We start from the raw sequence: 20,550 nt of genomic DNA on the forward strand, positions 1-20,550 counted from the left end.
CCGTTGAATGGCAGCACAGGACAAGGCGCGCTATGCTCGGGCACCTGCAATCCTCAGGAAAACCATGCTGCTCGCCATCCTCTCCGATATTCACGGCAACCGCGAAGCCTTCGAAGCCGTGCTGGCGGCGGCACGGGCGGCAGGTGCGGCGCGTTTCGTCGTGCTCGGCGATATCGTCGGCTACGGCGCCGACCCGGAATGGTGTGCGGAAAGAACGAGAGCACTTGCGCAGGACGGTGCCATCGTATTGCGCGGCAACCATGATGACGCCGTCGGCAACCCTAACGTAACGATGAACTCTACGGCGACGATGGCGCTGGAATGGACCCGCCGGCAGCTCGGCAGCGACACGCGTGCCTTTCTCGCTGCCCTGCCCTTGAAGGCGCGCGAGGGCGATTGCTTCTTCGTGCATGCCGATGCCAGCGTGCCGTCCGACTGGAACTACGTGCTGGACGCCAGCGATGCCGGCCAGCACTTGGACGCCTGCGAGGCGCGCATCAGCTTCTGCGGCCATGTTCACAAGCCTGCGCTCTACTGCGCCGCCCCCGGCGGCAAGGTCACGCATTTCTGCCCCGTCGCCGCAACGCCCGTGCCGCTTCTGCCGCAGCGCCGCTGGCTGGCCGTCATGGGCGCCGTCGGCCAGCCGCGCGACGGCAATCCCTGCGCCGCCTTCGCGCTCTACGACACGGATAGTGCGGAACTGCGCTTCCTGCGCACCGCCTATGATGTAGAGACCGCAGCCGGAAAGATTCGCACAGCCGGTCTGCCGCTCTCGCTCGCCGACCGACTTTTCGAGGGACGCTGATGGTAAGGGCGCGGTTGAAACCCGGCGACGAGATCGACGGTTTTGTTGTCGAGGCTCTTGCGCACAATGGCGGCATGGCGCGAATCTGGAAGGTCTCGCGGCCGGATATCGCCTACCCCATCCTCATGAAGGTACCGGTCCTCGGCGAAGGCGACGATCCCGCCGCTATTGTCGGTTTCGAGATGGAACAGATGATCCTGCCGCGCCTTTCCGGCCCGCATGTGCCGCGTTTCGTCGCCAACGGCGATTTCGCGACACTTCCCTATATCGTCATGGAACGCCTGCCCGGCACCTCGCTCTATCCGCTGCTGGAACGCCTGCCGCTGCCGCCGGAAGAGGTCGCCGCCATCGGCGCGCAGGTCGCGGCCGCACTCGATTCGCTGCATAGGCAGAACGTCGTGCATCTCGACCTCAAACCTTCCAATGTCATGTTCCGCGAAAGCGGCGAGGCGGTCCTCATCGACTATGGGCTCGCCCGCCATATCCATCTGCCCGACCTGATGGACGAGCAGTTTCGCCTGCCCTATGGCACCGCGCCCTACATGGCGCCCGAGCAGGTGCTCGGCACGCGCAGCGATTTCCGAAGTGACCTTTTCGCGCTCGGCGTCATGCTGTATTTCTTTGCGACCGGCGAGCGCCCCTTTGGCGATCCGCAGCGACTGAAGGGCCTGAAACGCCGGCTCTGGCGCGACCCGTTGCCGCCACGCGCCCGCAACACGTCAATCCCCCCGGCCCTGCAGGAAATCATCCTGCGCTGCCTTGAAGTGAACCCCGCCTGGCGCTATCCGAGTGCCGCCCAGCTCGCTCTCGACCTGCAGGATCTTTCATCCGTCAAGCTCACCGCGCGGGCGGAGAAGATCAAGCGTGATCCGCTCGGCACGGTGCTGCGTCGCCGCTTCAATCCCGTACCGATCGAGACCGTGAAGCCGCAGACAGCGGAGACACAGCTCTCCAATGCCCCGATCGTCGCGGTCGCGATCGACCTTGCAGGCGGCACGCCCGAGCTTGCCGAGGCGAAGCGTCGAACGGTCGCGCGCATCATCGAAAACACGCCGGATGCCCGCATCGCCTGCCTCAACGTCCTGAAGATCAACCGCATCGCCATCGATACCTCGCTCGATGAGGAAGGTCGCAACAAGCATGTGATGCGGCTGGTCGAACTGCGCACCTGGTCCACAGGCCTGCCGACACCCGGCGGCGGCATCACCTTCCACGTGCTGGAGGCCGTCTCGCCGGCCGATGCGATCCTTGCCTATGCCCGCGAGAACCATGTCGACCATATCGTGATGGGCGCGCGGGCCGAATCGGCCATGCGCTCGATGCTCGGCAGCGTGTCCGGCGAGGTGGCCGCGCACGCGCCCTGCACCGTCACCGTCGTGCGCAACCGCCAGCGCCCCGGATGATCAGGAGCGGAAACGCTTGCGGTACTCCCCCGGGGTCAGCCCGACAATGCGCGCGAAAACTTTGCGGAAGGCACCGGGATCGTTGTAACCCACATCCAGGGCGACGATATCGACGGAGCGCGCCGTGAACTGCAACAGTTCCTGTGCCTTGGCGACGCGGAGGCGCTGATAGTAATCCGACGTCGTCAGCCCCGTCGCCTTGCGGAAGCGTCTGAGGAAGGTGCGCTCTTCCAGCCCCGCCTGTGCGGCCAGCACATCCACCGCCGTCTCCTTCGCCTCGTTGGCCTGGAGGAAATGCTGCACCTTGAGAATGGCCGCATCGCCATGCAGCAGGCGCGGCGAAAAGGTGCTGTAGTAGCGTTGTTCGCGACCGGGCGGGTCGACGACGAACTGCCGCGCGACTTCCAGCATGATCGTCGGCCCCAGGAAACGGTCGATCAGCTTCAGGCCGAGATCGACCCAGGCCATCACGCCCCCCGCCGTCACGATATCACCGTCATCGCTGAGCAGCCGATCGGTGTCGACGATCACATCCGGAAAACGCACTTCGAATGTTTCCGCAATCACCCAGTTGGTGGTGATCGTGCGACCTGAGAGCAGGCCCGTTTCGCCGAGCAGGAAGGCACCGGCGCAGATCGAGGCAAGCTGAATGCCCGAGGCGTGGCATTCGCGCAACCAGGCGGCAAAGGGTGCCGCCGCCTCGCGGAGGATAGGATCCCCCAGTGCCGGCGGCAGCACGAGCACGGCCGGCCGCATCGCCATATCCGGCGCGTCGCTTGCAGCCGTGCGCACCGGCTTGCCGTCCTCCAGCCGCCAATGGCTCACCCGGATCGCCGCCCCCGCCCCGCACTTCGCCTGCGCCATATGCGTTGCCGAATTGAAAAGGTCCGTCATGCCCAGCACGGCCGCCATCTGCGCGCCGGGATAGAGCACCAGTCCGATTTCGGCCGAGGACGCCATGTCACTTTCACCCTTGATTATGTCGGTATCGCCAATGGCGAGAGAGGATAGGATAGAGGCAGAATGTCCACGACATCAACTCAGGACAAGGATTTCCCATGAGCAAGCGAGCCATCATCATCGTCGACCTCCAGAAAGACTATCTCGCCTCGGGCAGCTTCGCGCTTGATGGCATCGACGCCGCCGCGGAAAATGCTGCCCGCGTCGTCGCAGCCGCCCGCAGCCGGGGCGACAAGATCGTCCATGTCCACCACGTCGCGAAGGAAGCCGATTCGCCGCTCTTCGCGCCCGACACGGATGGCATCACCCCGATCGCAGCGGTGACGCCCGAAGCCGGCGACACCGTCGTCATCAAGAACTACCCGAACTCCTTCCGCGACACGGTGCTGCAGGAAACGCTGAAAGCCGGTGGTATCGAGGAGGTCGTTGTCGTCGGCGCCATGAGCGACGTCTGCATCGATGCCACCGCCCGCGCCGCCGCCGATCTCGGTTATGATCTGACCGTGGTGCACGACGCCTGCGCGACGCGCGACAAGGCTTTCGGCGATTCGGTCGTGCCGGCAGCCCAGGTGCATGCCACCATCATGTCGGCTCTCGAATTCGGCTACGGCAAGGTCACGACCACCGCTGCTTACCTTTACTGAGAAGCGGACATAGAAAATCGCAATGTTTTCCTCCCCTTCGCCTCCGGCCGGAGGGGAGATGCCCGCATTTCACGCCTCGCCGCTCCTCCCGTCATTCCCTTGTCATGTGACAATGGTGTTCCTTCGCGCATGAATGCACCTCGGCAGACGCGCCTCGAGCGCAGCGCCTTTCGGAGACTGCGTGAATGGACATGGCTCAGGCCTTCGCCCTTGCCTCGGGCGCTCTCGTCGCGACCAATCTCGCGAGCATCCTCATAGCCGGCAAGCGGCTGGATGCTGCCGGTGCGCTGCCGCCGGACCTGCGCAAGAAGCCTCCGGTCTCCGTCGTCATTCCCGTCCGCGGCATCGAGAATTTTACAGCCGAGACGCTGGAACGCGCTTTCCGCCTCACCTGGCCACGCTACGAGCTGCTGTTCTGCGTTGCCCAGGGCAACGACCCGATCATCCCGGAAATCGAGAAGACGGCGGCGGCCTATCCGCATGTCGAGACACGCGTCCTCGTCGGAGACGACCGCATCAGCGCCAATCCGAAACTCAACAACTGCGTAAAAGGCTGGCAGGCGGCCCGGCATGACTGGGTCGTCCTCGCCGATTCCAACGTGCTGATGCCGCCGGAATACATCCAGCACCTGATGGGCAGCTGGCGGAGCGATTCCGGCCTCGTCTGCTCCACGCCGCTCGGCTCGCGCCCGGAGGGGTTCTGGGCGGAAGTCGAGTGCATGTTCCTCAACACGCAGCAGGCGCGCTGGCAATATGCCGGCGAAGCCATCGGCCTCGGCTTTGCACAAGGCAAGAGCATGCTCTGGTACAAGCCTATGCTCGATGCCAATGGCGGCATCCATGCCCTGAATGCGGAAATCGCCGAAGACGCCGCTTCCACCAAACTGGTGAACCGTCTCGGCCTGAAGGTACACCTCGTCTCCGCACCCTTCGAGCAGCCGCTCGGCCGACGCACGGAGCAGGAGATATGGTCGCGCCAGGCTCGCTGGTCGCGCCTGCGCCGCGTTACCTTCCCGAGTTTCTTTGCGCCGGAAATCCTCCTCGGCGTCCTGCCACCGCTCCTGCTTGCACTTGCCGCCGTCGCCCTCGGCGACCTGACGCTTCTTCCGACGGTCCTGGCGGTGCTCGTTGCCATCTATCTGCCGGAAGCCGCCCTTGCGCGCTCCAAGGGCTGGCGTCTTTCACGCTGGTCCGTGCCGGCCATGATGGTGCGCGATGTCTTGATGCCGGCCATCTGGCTGCGTGCCTGGATCGGCGGCACCATCGACTGGCGCGGCAACACGATGACGATCGGCACCCATGCCTGCGAACTCGAGGAAGCCCCGGTGGGCTCGTGACGGCCGTCAGGCCTTCGCGCGCAAACCTTCCAGCAAGGTGCGAAATCCCCGCACCGCGCGTTTCGACGTTTCGCTCGGATCCTCGGAATTGGCGATCCACAGCGCCGCATGGCTGCTCGCCCCGTTGATCAGACGAGCCGCCGATTCCGTGTCGATATCGGCCATCGCGCCTTCCGATTTCAACTGATCGATGCTGTCGCTGAGCGCGGCGATACAGCCATTGCTCGTCGGCCACTGCGAGACGTCTCCGAGCACCGCCGGCCCGTCGCGAAACATGATGCGCTGGATTTCCGGCTCCAGCGCCATCTCGATATAGGCGACGCACTCCTCGACGAAACCTTGCCAGCGATTCGGCGCGGCGGACGAAATACGATGAAGCCGGTCCGTCATTTCCGCGTCGATTTCCCGGATGACCGCCTGCAGCAGCCCCTTCTTGTCGCCGAAATGGTGGTAGAGCGCGCCGCGCGTCAGCCCGGCGTCGCCCGTGAAATCGTCCATCGACGCCGCCGCATAGCCGACCGTGCCGAAGGCATGGCGCCCGGCCGCGATCAGCTTTGCCCTCGTTTCAGCGATCATTTCCTCGCGCGGTTTGCGCATGGCGTCTCCTATTGACATACGCCGCGTATTTTAATTGACATACGCATCGTACGCAACTACTTCTTGGACATACGCTACGTATGTAAGTGGCGAAATTGCCCGTTTACAGGAGCAGACCATGTCCAATCCGTACAAGAAAATCTTCAGTGAGCCGGGAACCAAGGGATTTTCCGCCGCCGGCTTCCTCGCCCGCCTTCCCATCGCCATGGCGCCGATCGGCATCGTCGCCATGCTGTCGCAGACCCACGGGGAATATTGGCTCGCCGGCGCGGTTTCAGCGACCTATGCGCTGACCAATGCCCTCATCGCTCCCCAGATATCCCGCGCGGTCGACCGCTTCGGCCAGTCGGCCGTGCTGGCACCGACGACAACGGTCTCCGTGCTCGCGTTCCTGGCGCTGATCGCCGCCGCCAATCAGGGATGGTCGGCCTGGACGCTTTTCGCCTCTGCCTTCCTGGCCGCGGCCATGCCCAGCATGCCTGCCATGCTGCGAGCCCGCTGGACGGAGATTTTCCGCGACAGGCCAGAACTCAACACCGCCTTCGCCTTCGAGTCGGCGGCCGATGAACTGGTCTACATCGCCGGTGCCTCGCTGTCGGTCGGCCTTGCCGTGGCGCTTTTCCCCGAGGCCGGCATGCTGATCAGCACAGCCTTCCTGGCGCTTGGCACCCTCGCCTTCGTGCTCCAGCGAGCGACGGAACCGGCCGTGCGCCATGTCGCCGGCAGCCCACCGCAGAAATCGGCGATCCGCCTGCGTCCGGTCCAGATCATCACGCTCGCCCTCATCTTCGTCGGCGCCACCTTCGCCACGGCCGAAGTCAGCGCGGTCGCAATCACCAAGGACCTTGGCCAGCCGAACACCGCCAGCTTCGTCATCGGCGTCTACGCCATCGGCTCCTTCGTCGTCGGCCTCGTGCTCGGCGCCCTGAACCCGAAGCTGGCGCTCGAAAAGCAGTTGATGATCGCCGTCACCGTACTGGCGCTCACCGCCCTGCCGCTGCCCTTCGCCGGCACGGTGCCGTTGCTTGCCATCGCCGTCTTCGTCAGCGGCATCGCTATCTCGCCGACCTTCATCACCGCCTTCGGCCTCGTCGAGCGCCGTGTTCCCGAAACCATGCTGACGGAAGGCATCACCTGGGTCACCACCGGCATCGGAATCGGCATGGCGCTCGGTGCCTTCCTCGCCGGCTGGGCCGTCGATACGTTCGGCTCACAGAGTGGTTTCTGGGTCTCCGTCGCTGCAGGCCTCGGCGCGGCGTTCACCATAGCCCTCGGCCAGCGTACACTCGCCGGCGAGAATTGCGGCGGCGGTGTCTGCCCGGTGCCGCAGGCGGCAGAATAACAAAAGCCTGTCTCAGCAAGACCCGTATACACTCAAGGCAGGAGCATCGGTTACGATGCTCCGGCCTCGTTTGTCACTGATGCCAGAATGCGAAATCATGGAGCGATCGCGCTTGACGCCCGGCGCCGTTACTTTTTTGTTGCGAGAAGATCGATGATCACCGCCGCGCCGGTCTCGCCGGGCGGCCGTTCCGTCTGCATGCGCGCATAGACGAGGTCATAGCCCTCAAGCACGGCGCGGCGTTCTGGCGTATCGAACGACAGGCGCTCGAACCAGCGCGCGAGGCTGCCGGGACGGACCTGCTCGTTCAGATATTCCGGCACCACGGTGTAGTCCGCGATGATGTTGGGAATGGCGGCCGTCCAGACCTTTATCTTGCGAAGGAAGAGATTGGCCAGCCAGTCGAATTTGTAGGTGGAGACCACGGGTACGCGGGCCAGCGCAAGCTCCAGGATGACCGTACCGGAGGCCGCGATCGCCGCATCGGCTTCGGCGAAAGCCTGCCACTTTTCTTCGGAAGACACGGTGATGGTCGGCTTCACCGGCCAATCTGCGGTCAGCCGGCGCGCGAGCGCCTCCTGGCGCGGTACGGTGGGCAGGAGGAAGCGGATGCCGGGGTTGCGAAGGGCAAGTTCTCTTGCCGTGTCACCGAAGACCGGAAGCAACCGGGTAATCTCCGTGGAGCGCGAGCCCGGCAGCAGCAGGCACACCCTTTCGCCGGGATCGCGATCCGCCCGGGCAAGCCGCGCGTCCCTGACCTGCCGGATCTGCGCGTCGCCGATCAGACGATGGCCGACATAGATGGTCTCGGGACCGCCAAGGCGCTCCATGGCGGCAGGCTCGAAGGGAAGCAAAGCGAGCACGCGATCGACATAGGCACGCATGCGCGGCGCGCGCTCTTCTTTCCACGCCCAGACGCTCGGGCAGACATAGTTGACGACCGGGAGGTCCGGCAGGGCTTTGCGGATGCGCCGCGCGACACGGTGGGTAAAATCCGGGCTATCGATGATGACAAGCACGTCCGGTCGCGCCGCGATCAGGGCGTCCGCGGCCTGCCGGATGCGGCGCAGCAGCAACGGCAGGCGCTTCAGCACCTGCGAAATGCCCATGATCGACAGCTCGGAGAAGTCGAACAGGGATTTCAGGCCCTGGCGTTCCAGCGCCTCGCCGCCGACACCCACGAGTTCGATCGGGCCGGGATAGGCTTCGCGCAACGCCGCGACGAGATCGCCGCCCAGAAGGTCGCCCGAGACTTCGCCCGCGATGACGCCGATCCTGAGTGCTTTATCGGTCATGACGCGCCCTCCGTTCGCGATGGCACGATGCCGGTGACGAAAAGGCCGCACGCATTCGCCTCGGCCATCAGTGCTTCACGCTCCAGAACCAGGGATCGTCCCGCTTCCACGGCAAGGCCGGCAAGACCGGCAGCCTGCGCCCGCCGCAGCGTCTCGACGCCGATCGACGGCAAATCCGCCCGAAGATCCTGTTCCGGCTTGCAGAGCTTTACGAGCACGCCCTTGCGCCGTTGGGAAATGCGTCCCGCGACGCGCAGCTGTGCCACGCGTTCCAGCATGGCATCCGTGCCTTCGGCACCTTCCAGCGCCACCACGCGCCCTCCGACGGCCACCGCGCCCTGCCCCACATCCAGCCGGCCAAGAGCCAGTGCGGCGGCGGCGGCGGCGGCGATATCGGCCTCAGCGGCGGTGTCCGGCACGACCGTGCCGAGCGGTCCTTCGGTGCCGAGAAGATCCGGCACGATTTCATGCGCACCGACCACCCGAACGCCCTCACTCTCGATCAGGCGGATGACCATCTTCAAAACGGTATCGTCGCCACCTTTCATGAGCGTGCGTACGATGGAGGGAACGGCAAGCAGCGCCTTCCAGGGCGCATGGATATCACGCCACTCCGGCCGGCGGCGCACGAAACCCGACAGCACGGCGCGACCGATACCGTTCGCCCGAAAGGCGGCGCCGATGCCGGCATAGTTACCGATGGAAATCACCTGGTGGTCAAAACCGGACCAGTTCTCGCTGGATTCGTTGCTGAGGGCGAGGATATACGGGTTCTCACCGCGGGCGCGGGCAGCATCCGCTACGTAGCGTGGCAACAGGCCGCCGCCGGCGATGATGGCCAGCCGGTCGCGCGTCTCGGCCCGGCCGTCCGCCATGGGGCTCAGCCCTTGCCCCGGTTCGGCGAGGAAAGCGCGCGGTCGCTGTCGGCCGCGATGAAGTCGAGAATGTGCATGACCGGCGCACTGCCGAGATATTGTTCGCGGATCGCGGCGGCATTGGTGCGGATCGAACCTTCGCCCTCGAAAATCTGTTTGAAAGCGCGACGCACTTCGTGGATCGTCGCCTTCTCGATGCCCGATCGGCTCATGCCCACGACATTCAGGCCGCCGAGAATGCCCGGATTACCGTTCAGCATGCCATAGGGAATGACGTCGTAGGACACGGCCGAAAGGCCGCCGATGAAGGCATGGCGGCCGATACGGGTGAACTGGTGCACGGCCGAACCGCCACCAAGGATCACGCGGTCTTCGACAGTCACATGGCCGGCGAGCATCACATTGTTCGACATGATGATGTGATCGCCGAGCTGGCAATCGTGCGCAACGTGGGAATTGGCGAGGAACAGGTTGTTGTTGCCGACGACGGTCTTGCCGCCACCTTCAGTCGTGCCGGTGTTCATCGTCACGCCTTCGCGGATCACGCACATCGAGCCCACGCTCAGCGTCGTCTCGGCGCCATCGTGGTGCACGCTCTGCGGATCCCCGCCGATCACGGCATTGGCGAAAATGCGCGTTCCACGGCCAACGACCGTGCGGCCTGTGACGACCACATGCGTCAGAAGCTCCACATCATCCTCGAGAACGACCTTGGCCCCGACATGGCAGAAGGGGCCGACGACGACGTTCTCGCCGATGACCGCTCCGTCTTCCACGACGGAGAGCGGATGGATCTTCGCGCTTGCGGCAATCATTTCAGGCGTCTTCCTTTTTCACGATCATCGCGCCGATATCAGCTTCCGCGACAAGTTGCCCATCAACTTTTGCGTCGCAATGAAACTTCCAGATATTGCCGCGCTGCTTCTGCTTTACGACATGGAACTCGACGCGGTCGCCGGGAACGACGGGCTTGCGGAAACGGGCATTATCGATCGTCATGAAATAAACGAGGTTCGAACCCGAACGCGATTTGCGCGCGCAGATCGCGCCGGCGGTCTGCGCCATGCCTTCGATGAGAAGGACGCCCGGCATGATCGGGTGATCGGGGAAATGGCCCATGAACTGGGGTTCGTTCACCGTGACGTTCTTGATGCCGATCGCCGAGTTGTCGTCATCGATCTCGATGATCTTGTCGACGAGCAGGAACGGATAGCGGTGGGGAAGCAGCGTGAGGATCTCACGCAAATCAGCCACGCCGAGCGTCGCCTTGGTTTCTTCACTCATCGTTGCCCCCCTTTTTCTGAACTCGAGTGCTGGAACGCATGGCGATTTCCGCCATGTCGCGCAGGAAATCGCGCATCGGGCGGGCCGGAACGCCGCCGTATTTCTCGCCCGCCGGAATATCGGCGACGACACCGCTCATGGCGGCGATCTGCACGCCATCCCCGATGGTGATGTGTCCGTTGATACCAGATGCGCCGCCGATCATTACGCCGTCGCCGATACGGGTGCTACCGGCGATGCCGACCTTGCTGACGATGCCGCAATGGCGGCCGATGCGCACGTTGTGGCCGACCTGGACCTGGTTGTCGATCTTGGTCCCCTCGCCGATCACGGTATCGTCCATCGTGCCACGGTCGATCGTCGTATTGGCGCCGATCTCGACATGATCCTGGATGATGACGCGGCCGATCTGCACGATCTTGATCATGCCCGGCTTGAGGCCTGGTGCATAACCAAAACCGTCCTGGCCGATGCGGGCGCCGGGATGAACAATGACATTGTTGCCGATGAGTGCGTATTGCACGGTCGCGCCCGCTGCAATCGTGCAGTCACGCCCGATCTTCACATCCGGTCCGATGACCGCACCAGCACCGATATGGCTGCCCTCGCCGATCTCCGCCCCCTTGCCGATGACGGCCATCGGCTCGACGCAAACGCCCGGTTCGAGACGTGCCGCGGGATCGACATAGGCTGCCGGTGAGATCGAGGCCGTGGCGGACGTCATCGCTTCCGGGCGCATCGCGGACGGATACAACAATTCGCCTGCGCGCGCGAAATCGGTGTGCGGACGCTTCGAGACAAGAACGGCAATATGATCAGGGATCAAGGCCGCAAGCGCGCGATCGCAGAGGATCGCGGACGCCTCGCTCGTCTCAAGCTCGGCGCGAAATTTGCGGGAGAGAATGTAGCAAAGATCGCCGTCTTTCGCCCGATTGACAGGCGAAACACTGCGCACGACGCGGTCGGCATGCGCAGCATCGGCAAGTTCCGCCCCAAGCGCGTCGGCCAGGTCACCCAGACGAATACCGTCGTGGGGCGGAAAAAACCGGGTATGTTCCATCGGCAAGACTCCAGAACGTCTGTGTTCTCTGAGGTTCTGGACGGCCGTCGTCAGAACTGCGTCGCGATGCCGAACTTGAAGCGCTGAACTTCGTCAAACTCTTCCTTCTTGATCGGAATAGCATAGTCGAAGCGCAGCGGGCCGAACGGCGAAGCCCAGATCACGCTGGCGCCGACAGAGGCGCGCAGGCTCATGTCAGTACCCTTGAGCTTGTCCGCCGCCACAGTCTTGACGTCGTTTCCGTACAGCGTACCGGCATCGACGAAGACTGCACCACGGAAACCGGAGTCGCGCGGAATGCCGGGGATCGGGAACGATGCTTCGGCCGAGGCAGTAAAGTAGGTCGTACCGCCGATCGTGTCGCCCGTCGAGGTCGCGCGCGGACCGATGCCGCCCGACTCGAAGCCGCGCAAGTCGTTGGCCGAGAGCGTGAACTGGTCATAGACCCGCGTCGTGCCGAAGCCCCACATGTGGCCGCCGCTCACCGCGACGGAGCCGATGACGTCGGCCTCTTCCATCAACGTATGGAAATAACGCGCCTTACCGTAGATCTTGTAGTATTCGGAGTCGCCACCGAGACCAGCCACTTCCTGTGTGATCTGGGCATAGATACCCTCACGCGGCAGTGTGCGATCGTCGACCGTATCGTAGGTCAGGCTATGGGCGACGGCAGAACGCACCCATGGGCCATTGTTCACAACATCCTGATACGGCGTGGACAGCTCGTCGAGATCGCTGGAATTGTAGTCCAGGCGCGCATAGCTGTAGCGCAGCGTCGTCGAGAGGTCTTCGGTGATCGGCGCCGTTACGCGCAGATTGAAGCCCTTCGTGTTGAGCGTGTAGTAATCTTCGCTCTCGTCCTTATTGCTGAAGATGTCGAAACCTGCAGCAAGGCGATAGCCGAGGAAATACGGCTCGGTGAACGACAGGGAGTAGTCGCGTGTATTCCGACCCGTACCTGCGGACACGCGAATATACTGGCCGCGACCGAGGAAGTTTTTCTCTTCGATGGACGCTTCGATCTTGAAGCCACCGTTGTTACCCGTTTCGTAACCGGCGCCGATACCGAATGAACCGGTCGACTGGTCCTGAACGTCGACAACGAGCACGACGCGGTCGGACTGGCTGCCCGGAGCGGTCGTGACATTGACGGCCGAGAAGTAGCCGAGCGCTTCCAGGCGACGCTTGGCGCGCGTCACGACTTCCTGGTTGAAGGCATCGCCTTCACCGATGTCGAATTCGCGGCGGATGACGTAGTCACGCGTGCGGGTGTTGCCGCGGATTTCGATGCGCTCGACATAGGCGCGCTCGCCCTGGTCGACGAGGTAGTCGACGGCGATCGTGCCGTTGCCGAGGTCACGGTTGCCGCGCGGCGTCACGCGGGCGAACGGGTAGCCGCTGGCAGCGACGCGCTGGGAAATAGCGGACATCGTGTCCTGCACGTCCTTGGCGCGATAGGTCTTGCCTTCGCGGGTCTCGACGAGACCCTTCAGCTCTTCCGGATCGATGCCTTCGACGGTCGATTCGACATTCACGCCACCGAAATTGTAACGCTGGCCTTCGTCCACAGTGAAGGTGACGACATATTCGTTGGACGCTTCGTCAAGCACCGCTTCCGACGAGACGACCTGGAAGTCGGCATAGCCGTTGTTGAAGTAGAACTGGCGCAGCGCCTCTTCGTCGGCGCGCAGCTTCTCTTCGCTGTAGACGTCCTTACGGGTCAGGAACGACAGGAAGTTCGACTTCTTGGTGACGATGACCGCCTTCAGACGGCCATTGCTGTAGGCCTGGTTACCCACGAAATTGATCTGAGAAATCTTCGTGCGATCACCCTCATCGACGACGAAGGCGAGGTTCACGCGACCATTGCCGAGCGGATGGGTCTGTGTGGTGACCGTCGCGTCGCTGCGGCCGATCGAGGCATAGGCGTCGCGAATCGTCTGCTTGTCGGCCTCGATAGCGGTTTCGCTGTACGGGCCAAGCGACTGCGAGCGCAGAAGACCGACCAGCTTCTCATCCTTGATCTTGCGGTTGCCGTTGATGACGACCTGATTGATCAGCTGGTTTTCATTGACGGTGACGAGGAGCGTGCTGCCGGAAACCGAAATCTTCACATCCGAGAAATAACCGGTCGCGAAGAGACGGCGCACGGAGGCGTCGATATCGGCGTTCGAGAAGGCCTTGCCCGGCACGATGGTGACGTTGGCCTTGACCGTTTCGGCACTCACACGGTCCGCACCGCGAACCTGGATGCTGCGGATCGTGGCCGCTTCCGCGACGGATGCGGAGACAAGCGTGGCAAAAGAGCCGCCCGTGACAACCATACTAGCCGACAATGCAACGGCCGACACGGCGTTCAAAAAGTTTGAACCAGCTTTCATCTTCACTACTTACCTTCGTTTCAACGTCCCGGCGGGCGTGCACCCGAGTCCGGTCACGTTTGCCGTTTTAACCGCTTTTGCCATACAAGCAAGGTCACGCGTTAATTTCTGTTTACTTCAATTCAAACCGTGGCCCTAAGGCCACTACCTGAGTTTCATTACGGTAAACAGACCCTTAGCATTCACACTTGCGGCAAGCGGCTCCCCTTATATTCCTCACCCGGCTCAGCCGGCACTCTCAGCCCAGAAGCATCGAAATATCGTTCCAGGTCGCAAAGACCATCAGCATGAGCACCAGCGCCATGCCGATGCGAAATGCGATCTCTTGCGCCCCGGGCCCGACAGGTCTGCCCCGGATAGCTTCCACCGCATAGAACATCAGATGGCCGCCATCAAGTACCGGAACCGGCATCAGGTTCAAAAGTCCAATGGAAACAGAGAGAACGGCAGCCAGCTGCAGCACAGCGGCAACACCGAGCGTCGCCATCTGGCCGGAAGCCTGCGCCACACGGATGGGACCACCGAGTTGATCGGCCTTCATGCGGCCCATCACGAGGTTCGACAGATAGTCGAACGTGCCCGTCACGATATGCCAGCTCTGGATGACGCCTTGCCCTATCGATTCGAGCGGACCGTATTCCACGACCCGGAAATTGCCGGTTTCCTGGTTGGTGACGATGCCGATCAGGCCGAGCTCGATCTTGTTGCCGAACTGGTCGGTGATCTCGCTGCGCTGCGGCGTCATCGGCAGGTCGAGATCCGCACCGTCGCGGCGCACCGTCACGGTGATCTTCAGTTCCGGCCTTACGCTGACATAGCGGCGCACATCGTCGAAGGTCACCACCGGATTGCCGTCGAGAGCGACGAGCAGGTCGCCGGGGCGGACACCTGCGGCCTCCGCAGCGCTGCCGGGGCGCACTTCTGCGACGATCGGGTCGGCGACCTGCCGGCCATAGATGGAAAACATCACTGCGAAGATAGCGATGGCCAGGATGAAATTGGCGATGGGGCCGGCTGCAACCGTGATGGCGCGTTTCCACAAGGCCGCACCAAGGAACGTGCGCTTGCGCTCGGCCTCTGGCAGCGCGGCCAGCGCGTCATAGTCCGGAATGGAGGCCGCATCTTCGTCCCCGAGAAACTTCACATAGCCACCGAGGGGAATCGCCGAAAGCTTCCAGCGCGTGCCATGCCTGTCGTTGAAGCCGATGATTTCAGGACCGAAGCCGATGGAAAAAGCGGTGATACCGATTCCCGACCAGCGGCCGGCCAGATAATGCCCCAGCTCGTGGATGAAGACGATCAGCGTCAGCACGATCAGGAAGGGAACGATATAGCCCGTCAAGAAACCGACGGAGCTAGCCAGCATGTCCATGATTCAGTCCCCAGTCATTCGTGAGTACGTGCGGCTCACGGGCCAAAGAGAAACACGCCGGCTGGCGCGTTTGCGGCCCCCGACACGATCGTATTGCCAATTGCAATGAGGAACGCGGCGAAGCAGGCGAAAACAAGGCCATCGACGCGATCCATGACGCCGCCGTGGCCCGGAATGAGACGGCTGGAATCCTTCACGCCGAACCGGCGCTTGATGAAGGATTCGAAGAGGTCGCCGATCTGGCTGCAAACGGACAGGATGAGCGCGATGACCGGGATCCACACCCCGTTCAGCGGGAAGAAGGCGGCATAGACCAGCGTGCCGGCAATGACGGCCGAAACCGCGCCGCCGATGGCGCCTGACCAGGTCTTGCCCGGCGAGATCGGCGGCGCCAGCTTTGGGCCACCGATGGCGCGTCCCACAAAATAGGCCAGGATATCCGTCGCCCAGACGACGGCGAAGATGAAGATCATCGCTGCGAAGCCTTCGCCGCCGTCGCCACGGATGAAGGCGAGCGAGATCGCCGTCAGACCCGAATAGACGATGCCACCCGGCAGCCAGCCGCTCTTCGTGAAGGCGAAGGCATAGAGAATGCTGATGACGGTCGCGCCGATAAGCACCGGCAGCGCCAGTTCATCGAAACCGAAAATGACGAGGCCGGCAATGCCGGCGACGGTTGCCCATCCGAAGGCGTTGCCGCGGAAATCCGAATCGGGAAGCCGCGTGATCGTCGACCACTCGTAATAGACGAGGACGGAGATCGCGGCGGCGAGCAGGCGGAAGGCAAAGCCCCCGTACCAGGTGGCGGCGAGAACGGCGGCGGCAAGCACGATGCCGGAGATGACGCGCAGACGGAGTTCACTCTGCATCACGAACCAACCGCAAGCGTGGGCGCAGGCTGCAGGCCGCCGAAACGGCGTTCGCGCGCGGCGTAACGCGCCAGCGCCGCGCGAAACGTATCGCGCGAAAAATCAGGCCAGAATTCGGGAACGAACATCAGTTCGGAATAGGCCGCCTGCCAGAGCAGGAAGTTCGACAGACGCTCCTCGCCGCTGGTGCGGATGATGAGGTCGGGATCGGGAATGCCGGCCGTGTCGAGTGAGGCGCCGATCCGTTCGGATGTCAGCTGCGACGGATCGAGACGTCCGGCCGCAACCTCTTCGGCAAGCTTGCGCATCGTGCGGGCGATCTCGTCTCGAGCGCCGTAATTGAAGGCGATGACCAGCGTGATACCGGAATTGCCGCGCGTCGTCTCTTCGGCTTCCAGAAGCAGCGGCAGGATGTCGCTCGAGAGATTGGCCCGATCGCCGATGACGCGGATGCGGACATCCTGCTTGTGCAAGATGGCGAGGTCACGCCGGATGAAGGTCTTCAAAAGCCCCATGAGGTCCGAAACCTCGCTTTCCGGCCGGTTCCAGTTCTCCGAGGAGAAAGCGAACAGCGTAAGATAGGAGACGCCGCATTCGGCAGCCGTCTTAACCGCCTCGCGCACGGCCTCGACGCCTTTGCGGTGCCCCATGGCACGCGGTAGGCCGCGTGCATTCGCCCAGCGTCCGTTGCCATCCATGATGATGGCGACGTGTGCCGGTACGGTGCTGGGCGAAAGCTGATTCATGGGCAATCCGGAAAAGAGAAAAAATGCAGGTGGCAGAAGCCTTAAACCTGCATGATTTCTCTTTCCTTCTCGGCAAGCAAGCGATCGACGTCCAAAATCGTGTCGTCCGTCATCTTCTGCACCTTTTCGGATTGGGCACGGCTCAGGTCCTGACCAATACTGCCATCCTTTTCGGCTTTCTTAAGGTCATCCATACCGTCGCGGCGCACGTGACGGATCGCCACCTTGGCCTTTTCGGCATAGTCGTGCGCGACCTTCACAAGCGACTTGCGGCGCTCTTCGTTGAGTTCCGGCAGCGGGATGCGCAGGTTCTGGCCGTCGATGATCGGGTTGAGGCCGAGATTCGATTCGCGGATGCCGCGCTCGACGGCGCCGACCATGCCCTTGTCCCAGACGGAGACCGACAACATGCGCGGCTCGGGAACCGAGATGTTGGCGACCTGGTTCAGCGGCACGCGCGAACCATAGGCTTCGACCTGTACCGGGTCGAGCACGTTGGCCGAGGCGCGACCGGTGCGCAGCGACGCAATGTCGTTCTTGTAGGCTGTGATCGCGCCATCCATACGACGCTTCAGTTCCTTCAGGTCAATACCTTCACTCATCGGAATACTCCCATTGTCATTCAGCGGCTGCACGCGTCCAGCGTGCGCCGACGTGAGAATCAGTTGTCGGTTACGATGGTCCCGCGTCCGCCACCGGTCAATATTTCTGCAAAACCACCCTTTTCATGAATGGAGAAGACGATGATCGGGATATGGTTTTCACGCGCCAGCGCGACGGCCGCGACGTCCATGACGGCGAGGCCCTTTTCCAGCACTTCGCTGTGCGTCAGGCGGTCGAAACGGGTGGCATCGGGGTCCTTCTTCGGGTCGGCGGAATAGATGCCGTCGACCTGGGTGCCCTTGAAGATCGCCTCCGCGCCCATTTCGGCAGCGCGAAGGGCCGCGGCGGAATCCGTCGTGAAGAACGGGTTGCCCGTGCCGCCGGCAAAGATCACCACGCGGCCGAGCGACAGATGGTAGAGCGTCGCGCGTTGCGAAAAGCTTTCGCAGATTTCCGGCATGGCGATGGCCGAGAGGACGACCGTGTCGATGTCGAGTTTGCGCAGCGACGTTGCGAGCGCAAGCGCGTTGATGATGGTCGCCAGCATGCCCATGTGGTCGCCCGTGACGCGATCGCCGCCCTTGGAGGCAACGGCCACGCCGCGGAAAATGTTGCCGCCGCCGACGACGACGCCGACTTCGACGCCGAGCGCTCGGGCATCGGCGATATCGGAGGCGATGCGGTCTGCCACGGCGACGTCGATGCCGAAGCCCTGCGAGCCCATCAGCGCCTCGCCGGAGGCTTTCAGCAGAACACGTTTATAGATTGGCTTGGCCGTCATTGTCGCTCCTGAACTCGTGCACCTGCTCACCCGAACCGACTGCCGGGCGGCAACCGGGGCGGTTGCGCAGGAGGCAGCCATGGCCGCAGAGAAATTTCGGGGCAGGCATATCGGCAAGCCGGATACACGAAGGGCGCCGCGTTGTCACGCGGCGCCCAATTGTTTTCCCAAATGGACCGTCTATTTCCCAAGAAGAATGGGAAATCAGCCCTTGGCGACGGCTGCGACTTCGGCTGCGAAGTCCGACTCTTCCTTTTCGACGCCTTCGCCGAGAAGGAGGCGGGCCATGCCGACGACTTCGATCGGCGCGCCGACGGTCTTTTCAGCTTCCTTGACGGCAGCGCCGACGGTCAGGTCGGGGTTCATGACGAAGGCCTGCGACAGCAGGGCGACTTCTTCGAAGAACTTGCGCATGCGGCCTTCGACCATCTTCTCGATGATGGCGTCCGGCTTGCCGGAGGCGCGCGACTGCTCGATGAAGACGTTGCGTTCGCGCTCGGCGACGGCAGCGTCGACTTCTTCGGCGCGGATGGCGAGCGGAGCCGTTGCAGCGATGTGCATGGCAACCTGGCGGCCGATGGCGGTCAGGGCTTCCTTGTCGCCGGTCGACTTCAGCGCGACGAGAACGCCGAGCTTGCCGAGGCGGTCAGCGGCAGCGTTGTGGATATAGGTCGCAACAACGCCGTCTTCGACCGACAGCAGGACCGAGCGGCGCAGGTTCATGTTTTCGCCGATGGTGGCGACAGCGTCCTTGATCGTATCGGAAACCGACTTGCCGGTCGCCGGATAGGTGGCAGCAGCAACGGCTTCAACGGTGCCATCGGTGGTCAGCGCGACGTCGGCAATGCCGCGGACGATCGTCTGGAAGGCGTCGTTACGGGCAACGAAGTCGGTTTCGGAGTTGACTTCGACGACGACGGCCTTGGTGCCGGCGCTGGCGATGCCGATGAGACCTTCGGCAGCCGTGCGGCCCGACTTCTTGTCGGCCTTGGCGATGCCCTTGGCGCGCAGCCAGTCGATTGCCGCTTCGATGTCGCCGTTGTTTTCAGCCAGCGCCCTCTTGCAGTCCATCATGCCTGCGCCGGACTTTTCGCGCAGTTCCTTCACCAGTGCAGCGGTGATTTCAGCCATTGTGAGCCTCTTGTCGGTTGTTGCGTGCCGCCGGAAAACCTCGGCGAACTCAAGGTTTTGGGAACGAATGTACCCGGAAATATGACAGGGTGATGAAGATCACCGCTGGCCTGCCGCCTCAACCGCCATCGGAAAGAGAGCGGGCATGCAGGACCTTTAAACAAGCCGAGGCCAGGGATCGTCTCTCTGGCCTCGGTTGGATAGGAAAGCAGGAGCGACGGCGTCGCTCCGACCTTTGCCTTACGCTTCGGCTTCGAGAGCCGGCTCGACCGGTACTTCAGCCGAGGCGCCGAGGTCACGGCCCGATGCGCCCTGCTGGCGCGCGATGCCGTCGATGGCAGCGCGGGCGATCAGGTCGCAGTAGAGGGCGATGGCGCGCGAGGCGTCGTCGTTGCCGGGGATCGGGAAGTCGATCGGGTCCGGATCGCAGTTCGAGTCGATCACGGCGACGACCGGAATGCCAAGCCGCTTGGCTTCTTCGATCGCGATCGATTCCTTGTTGGTGTCGATGATGAACATCAGGTCCGGCGTGCCGCCCATGTCGCGGATACCGCCGAGAGCCTTTTCAAGCTTTTCGCGTTCGCGCTCGAGGGTCAGGCGTTCCTTCTTCGAATAGCCGGAGCCTTCCGAAGCGAGGATTTCGTCGAGCTTGCGCAGGCGCTGGATCGAGTTGGAGATCGTCTTCCAGTTCGTCAGCATGCCGCCGAGCCAGCGGGCGTTGACGTAATACTGGGCCGAACGCTTGGCAGCGTCGGCGATGATGTCGGACGCCTGGCGCTTCGTGCCAACGAACAGAACGCGGCCGCCGCCGGCAACCGTGTCGGACACGACCTGAAGGGCGCGCGACAGCATCGGAACGGTCTGCGCAAGGTCGATGATGTGAACGTTGTTACGATCGCCGAAGATGTACGGCTTCATCTTCGGATTCCAGCGGTGGGTCTGGTGGCCGAAGTGAATGCCGGCTTCGAGAAGCTGGCGCATAGAGAAATCGGGCAATGCCATGCCTAGTTATCCTTTTCCGGTTGAACCTCCGCAAGGCGAACAGCACTTCCTGGGAAATGCCAC

At 63.0% G+C, this 20,550-nt stretch carries 20 protein-coding genes; 5 read left to right on the plus strand and 15 right to left on the minus strand.

Annotated features, from left to right (window positions below; all coding sequences use genetic code 11):
- Positions 1-64 precede the first annotated feature (64 nt).
- Positions 65-805, plus strand: a complete 741-nt coding sequence (locus MUO32_RS23280) for a metallophosphoesterase (protein ID WP_257950757.1) — start codon at positions 65-67, stop codon at positions 803-805.
- Positions 805-2,208 (plus strand): bifunctional serine/threonine-protein kinase/universal stress protein, encoded by a 1,404-nt coding sequence (locus tag MUO32_RS23285; RefSeq protein WP_257950758.1) that lies wholly within the window; start codon positions 805-807, stop codon positions 2,206-2,208. The genes MUO32_RS23280 and MUO32_RS23285 overlap by 1 nt, the downstream gene beginning before the upstream one ends.
- Here the strand turns inward: MUO32_RS23285 and MUO32_RS23290 are convergent, their stop codons facing one another.
- Positions 2,209-3,168 (minus strand): GlxA family transcriptional regulator, encoded by a 960-nt coding sequence (locus MUO32_RS23290; protein ID WP_257950759.1) that lies wholly within the window; start codon positions 3,166-3,168, stop codon positions 2,209-2,211.
- Between the two features lie 98 nt (positions 3,169-3,266).
- Here MUO32_RS23290 and MUO32_RS23295 point away from each other — a divergent pair, with 98 nt between their 5' ends.
- Positions 3,267-3,812 carry an isochorismatase family protein gene (locus tag MUO32_RS23295; RefSeq protein ID WP_257950760.1) on the plus strand — a complete coding sequence of 182 codons (546 nt, stop codon included), beginning with the start codon at positions 3,267-3,269 and terminating at the stop codon, positions 3,810-3,812.
- A 191-nt stretch (positions 3,813-4,003) separates the two neighbouring features.
- The gene (locus MUO32_RS23300) at positions 4,004-5,149 is read left to right on the plus strand and encodes a ceramide glucosyltransferase (RefSeq protein WP_257950811.1); all 1,146 of its coding nucleotides are present in this window, start codon (positions 4,004-4,006) and stop codon (positions 5,147-5,149) included.
- A gap of 6 nt (positions 5,150-5,155) precedes the next feature.
- Here MUO32_RS23300 and MUO32_RS23305 read toward each other — a convergent pair whose 3' ends face one another.
- Positions 5,156-5,746: a TetR/AcrR family transcriptional regulator gene (locus MUO32_RS23305; RefSeq protein ID WP_257950761.1), complete on the minus strand. Its 591-nt coding sequence runs from the start codon at positions 5,744-5,746 to the stop codon at positions 5,156-5,158.
- 118 nt (positions 5,747-5,864) lie between these two features.
- On the opposite strand from MUO32_RS23305, the gene MUO32_RS23310 reads away from it, so the two are divergent.
- On the plus strand, positions 5,865-7,088 hold the full coding sequence (locus MUO32_RS23310) for an MFS transporter (RefSeq protein ID WP_257950762.1): 1,224 nt from the start codon (positions 5,865-5,867) through the stop codon (positions 7,086-7,088).
- Between the two features lie 128 nt (positions 7,089-7,216).
- On the opposite strand, the gene lpxB is transcribed toward MUO32_RS23310, so the two are convergent.
- The 13 genes from lpxB to rpsB all read right to left on the minus strand — a co-directional run bounded on the left by lpxB (position 7,217) and on the right by rpsB (position 20,487).
- Positions 7,217-8,383 (minus strand): lipid-A-disaccharide synthase, encoded by a 1,167-nt coding sequence (lpxB, locus tag MUO32_RS23315; protein ID WP_257950763.1) that lies wholly within the window; start codon positions 8,381-8,383, stop codon positions 7,217-7,219.
- Complete coding sequence (locus MUO32_RS23320; RefSeq protein WP_257950764.1) at positions 8,380-9,258, minus strand: LpxI family protein; 879 nt, start codon at positions 9,256-9,258, stop codon at positions 8,380-8,382. Before MUO32_RS23320 ends, lpxB begins: the two co-directional genes overlap by 4 nt.
- A gap of 5 nt (positions 9,259-9,263) precedes the next feature.
- Positions 9,264-10,073 carry an acyl-ACP--UDP-N-acetylglucosamine O-acyltransferase gene (gene lpxA, locus MUO32_RS23325; RefSeq protein ID WP_257950765.1) on the minus strand — a complete coding sequence of 270 codons (810 nt, stop codon included), beginning with the start codon at positions 10,071-10,073 and terminating at the stop codon, positions 9,264-9,266.
- Between the two features lies 1 nt (position 10,074).
- The gene (fabZ, locus tag MUO32_RS23330; RefSeq protein ID WP_257950766.1) at positions 10,075-10,542 is read right to left on the minus strand and encodes a 3-hydroxyacyl-ACP dehydratase FabZ; all 468 of its coding nucleotides are present in this window, start codon (positions 10,540-10,542) and stop codon (positions 10,075-10,077) included.
- A complete protein-coding gene (gene lpxD, locus MUO32_RS23335) occupies positions 10,535-11,602 on the minus strand; it encodes a UDP-3-O-(3-hydroxymyristoyl)glucosamine N-acyltransferase (RefSeq protein ID WP_257950767.1) in 1,068 nt (355 codons plus the stop codon). The genes fabZ and lpxD overlap by 8 nt, the downstream gene beginning before the upstream one ends.
- Positions 11,603-11,652: 50 nt before the next feature.
- Positions 11,653-13,983 (minus strand): outer membrane protein assembly factor BamA, encoded by a 2,331-nt coding sequence (bamA, locus tag MUO32_RS23340; RefSeq protein ID WP_257950768.1) that lies wholly within the window; start codon positions 13,981-13,983, stop codon positions 11,653-11,655.
- A 238-nt stretch (positions 13,984-14,221) separates the two neighbouring features.
- Positions 14,222-15,349: an RIP metalloprotease RseP gene (gene rseP, locus MUO32_RS23345; RefSeq protein WP_374708712.1), complete on the minus strand. Its 1,128-nt coding sequence runs from the start codon at positions 15,347-15,349 to the stop codon at positions 14,222-14,224.
- Positions 15,350-15,390: 41 nt separating this feature from the next.
- Entirely contained in the window at positions 15,391-16,224 is an 834-nt protein-coding gene (locus MUO32_RS23350; protein WP_257950770.1) for a phosphatidate cytidylyltransferase, read from the minus strand.
- Positions 16,224-16,970 (minus strand): isoprenyl transferase, encoded by a 747-nt coding sequence (locus tag MUO32_RS23355; protein ID WP_257950771.1) that lies wholly within the window; start codon positions 16,968-16,970, stop codon positions 16,224-16,226. Before MUO32_RS23355 ends, MUO32_RS23350 begins: the two co-directional genes overlap by 1 nt.
- A 41-nt stretch (positions 16,971-17,011) precedes the next feature.
- Positions 17,012-17,572 carry a ribosome recycling factor gene (gene frr / locus MUO32_RS23360; protein WP_257950772.1) on the minus strand — a complete coding sequence of 187 codons (561 nt, stop codon included), beginning with the start codon at positions 17,570-17,572 and terminating at the stop codon, positions 17,012-17,014.
- 59 nt (positions 17,573-17,631) lie between these two features.
- Complete coding sequence (pyrH, locus tag MUO32_RS23365; RefSeq protein ID WP_257950773.1) at positions 17,632-18,354, minus strand: UMP kinase; 723 nt, start codon at positions 18,352-18,354, stop codon at positions 17,632-17,634.
- Positions 18,355-18,558: 204 nt separating this feature from the next.
- Entirely contained in the window at positions 18,559-19,485 is a 927-nt protein-coding gene (gene tsf, locus MUO32_RS23370; RefSeq protein ID WP_257950774.1) for a translation elongation factor Ts, read from the minus strand.
- Between the two features lie 240 nt (positions 19,486-19,725).
- Positions 19,726-20,487 (minus strand): 30S ribosomal protein S2, encoded by a 762-nt coding sequence (gene rpsB / locus MUO32_RS23375; RefSeq protein WP_257950775.1) that lies wholly within the window; start codon positions 20,485-20,487, stop codon positions 19,726-19,728.
- Positions 20,488-20,550 lie beyond the last annotated feature (63 nt).

Origin of the sequence: Shinella sp. CPCC 101442, from assembly GCF_024704725.1 — a bacterium.
Taxonomy (GTDB): Bacteria; Pseudomonadota; Alphaproteobacteria; order Rhizobiales; family Rhizobiaceae; genus Shinella.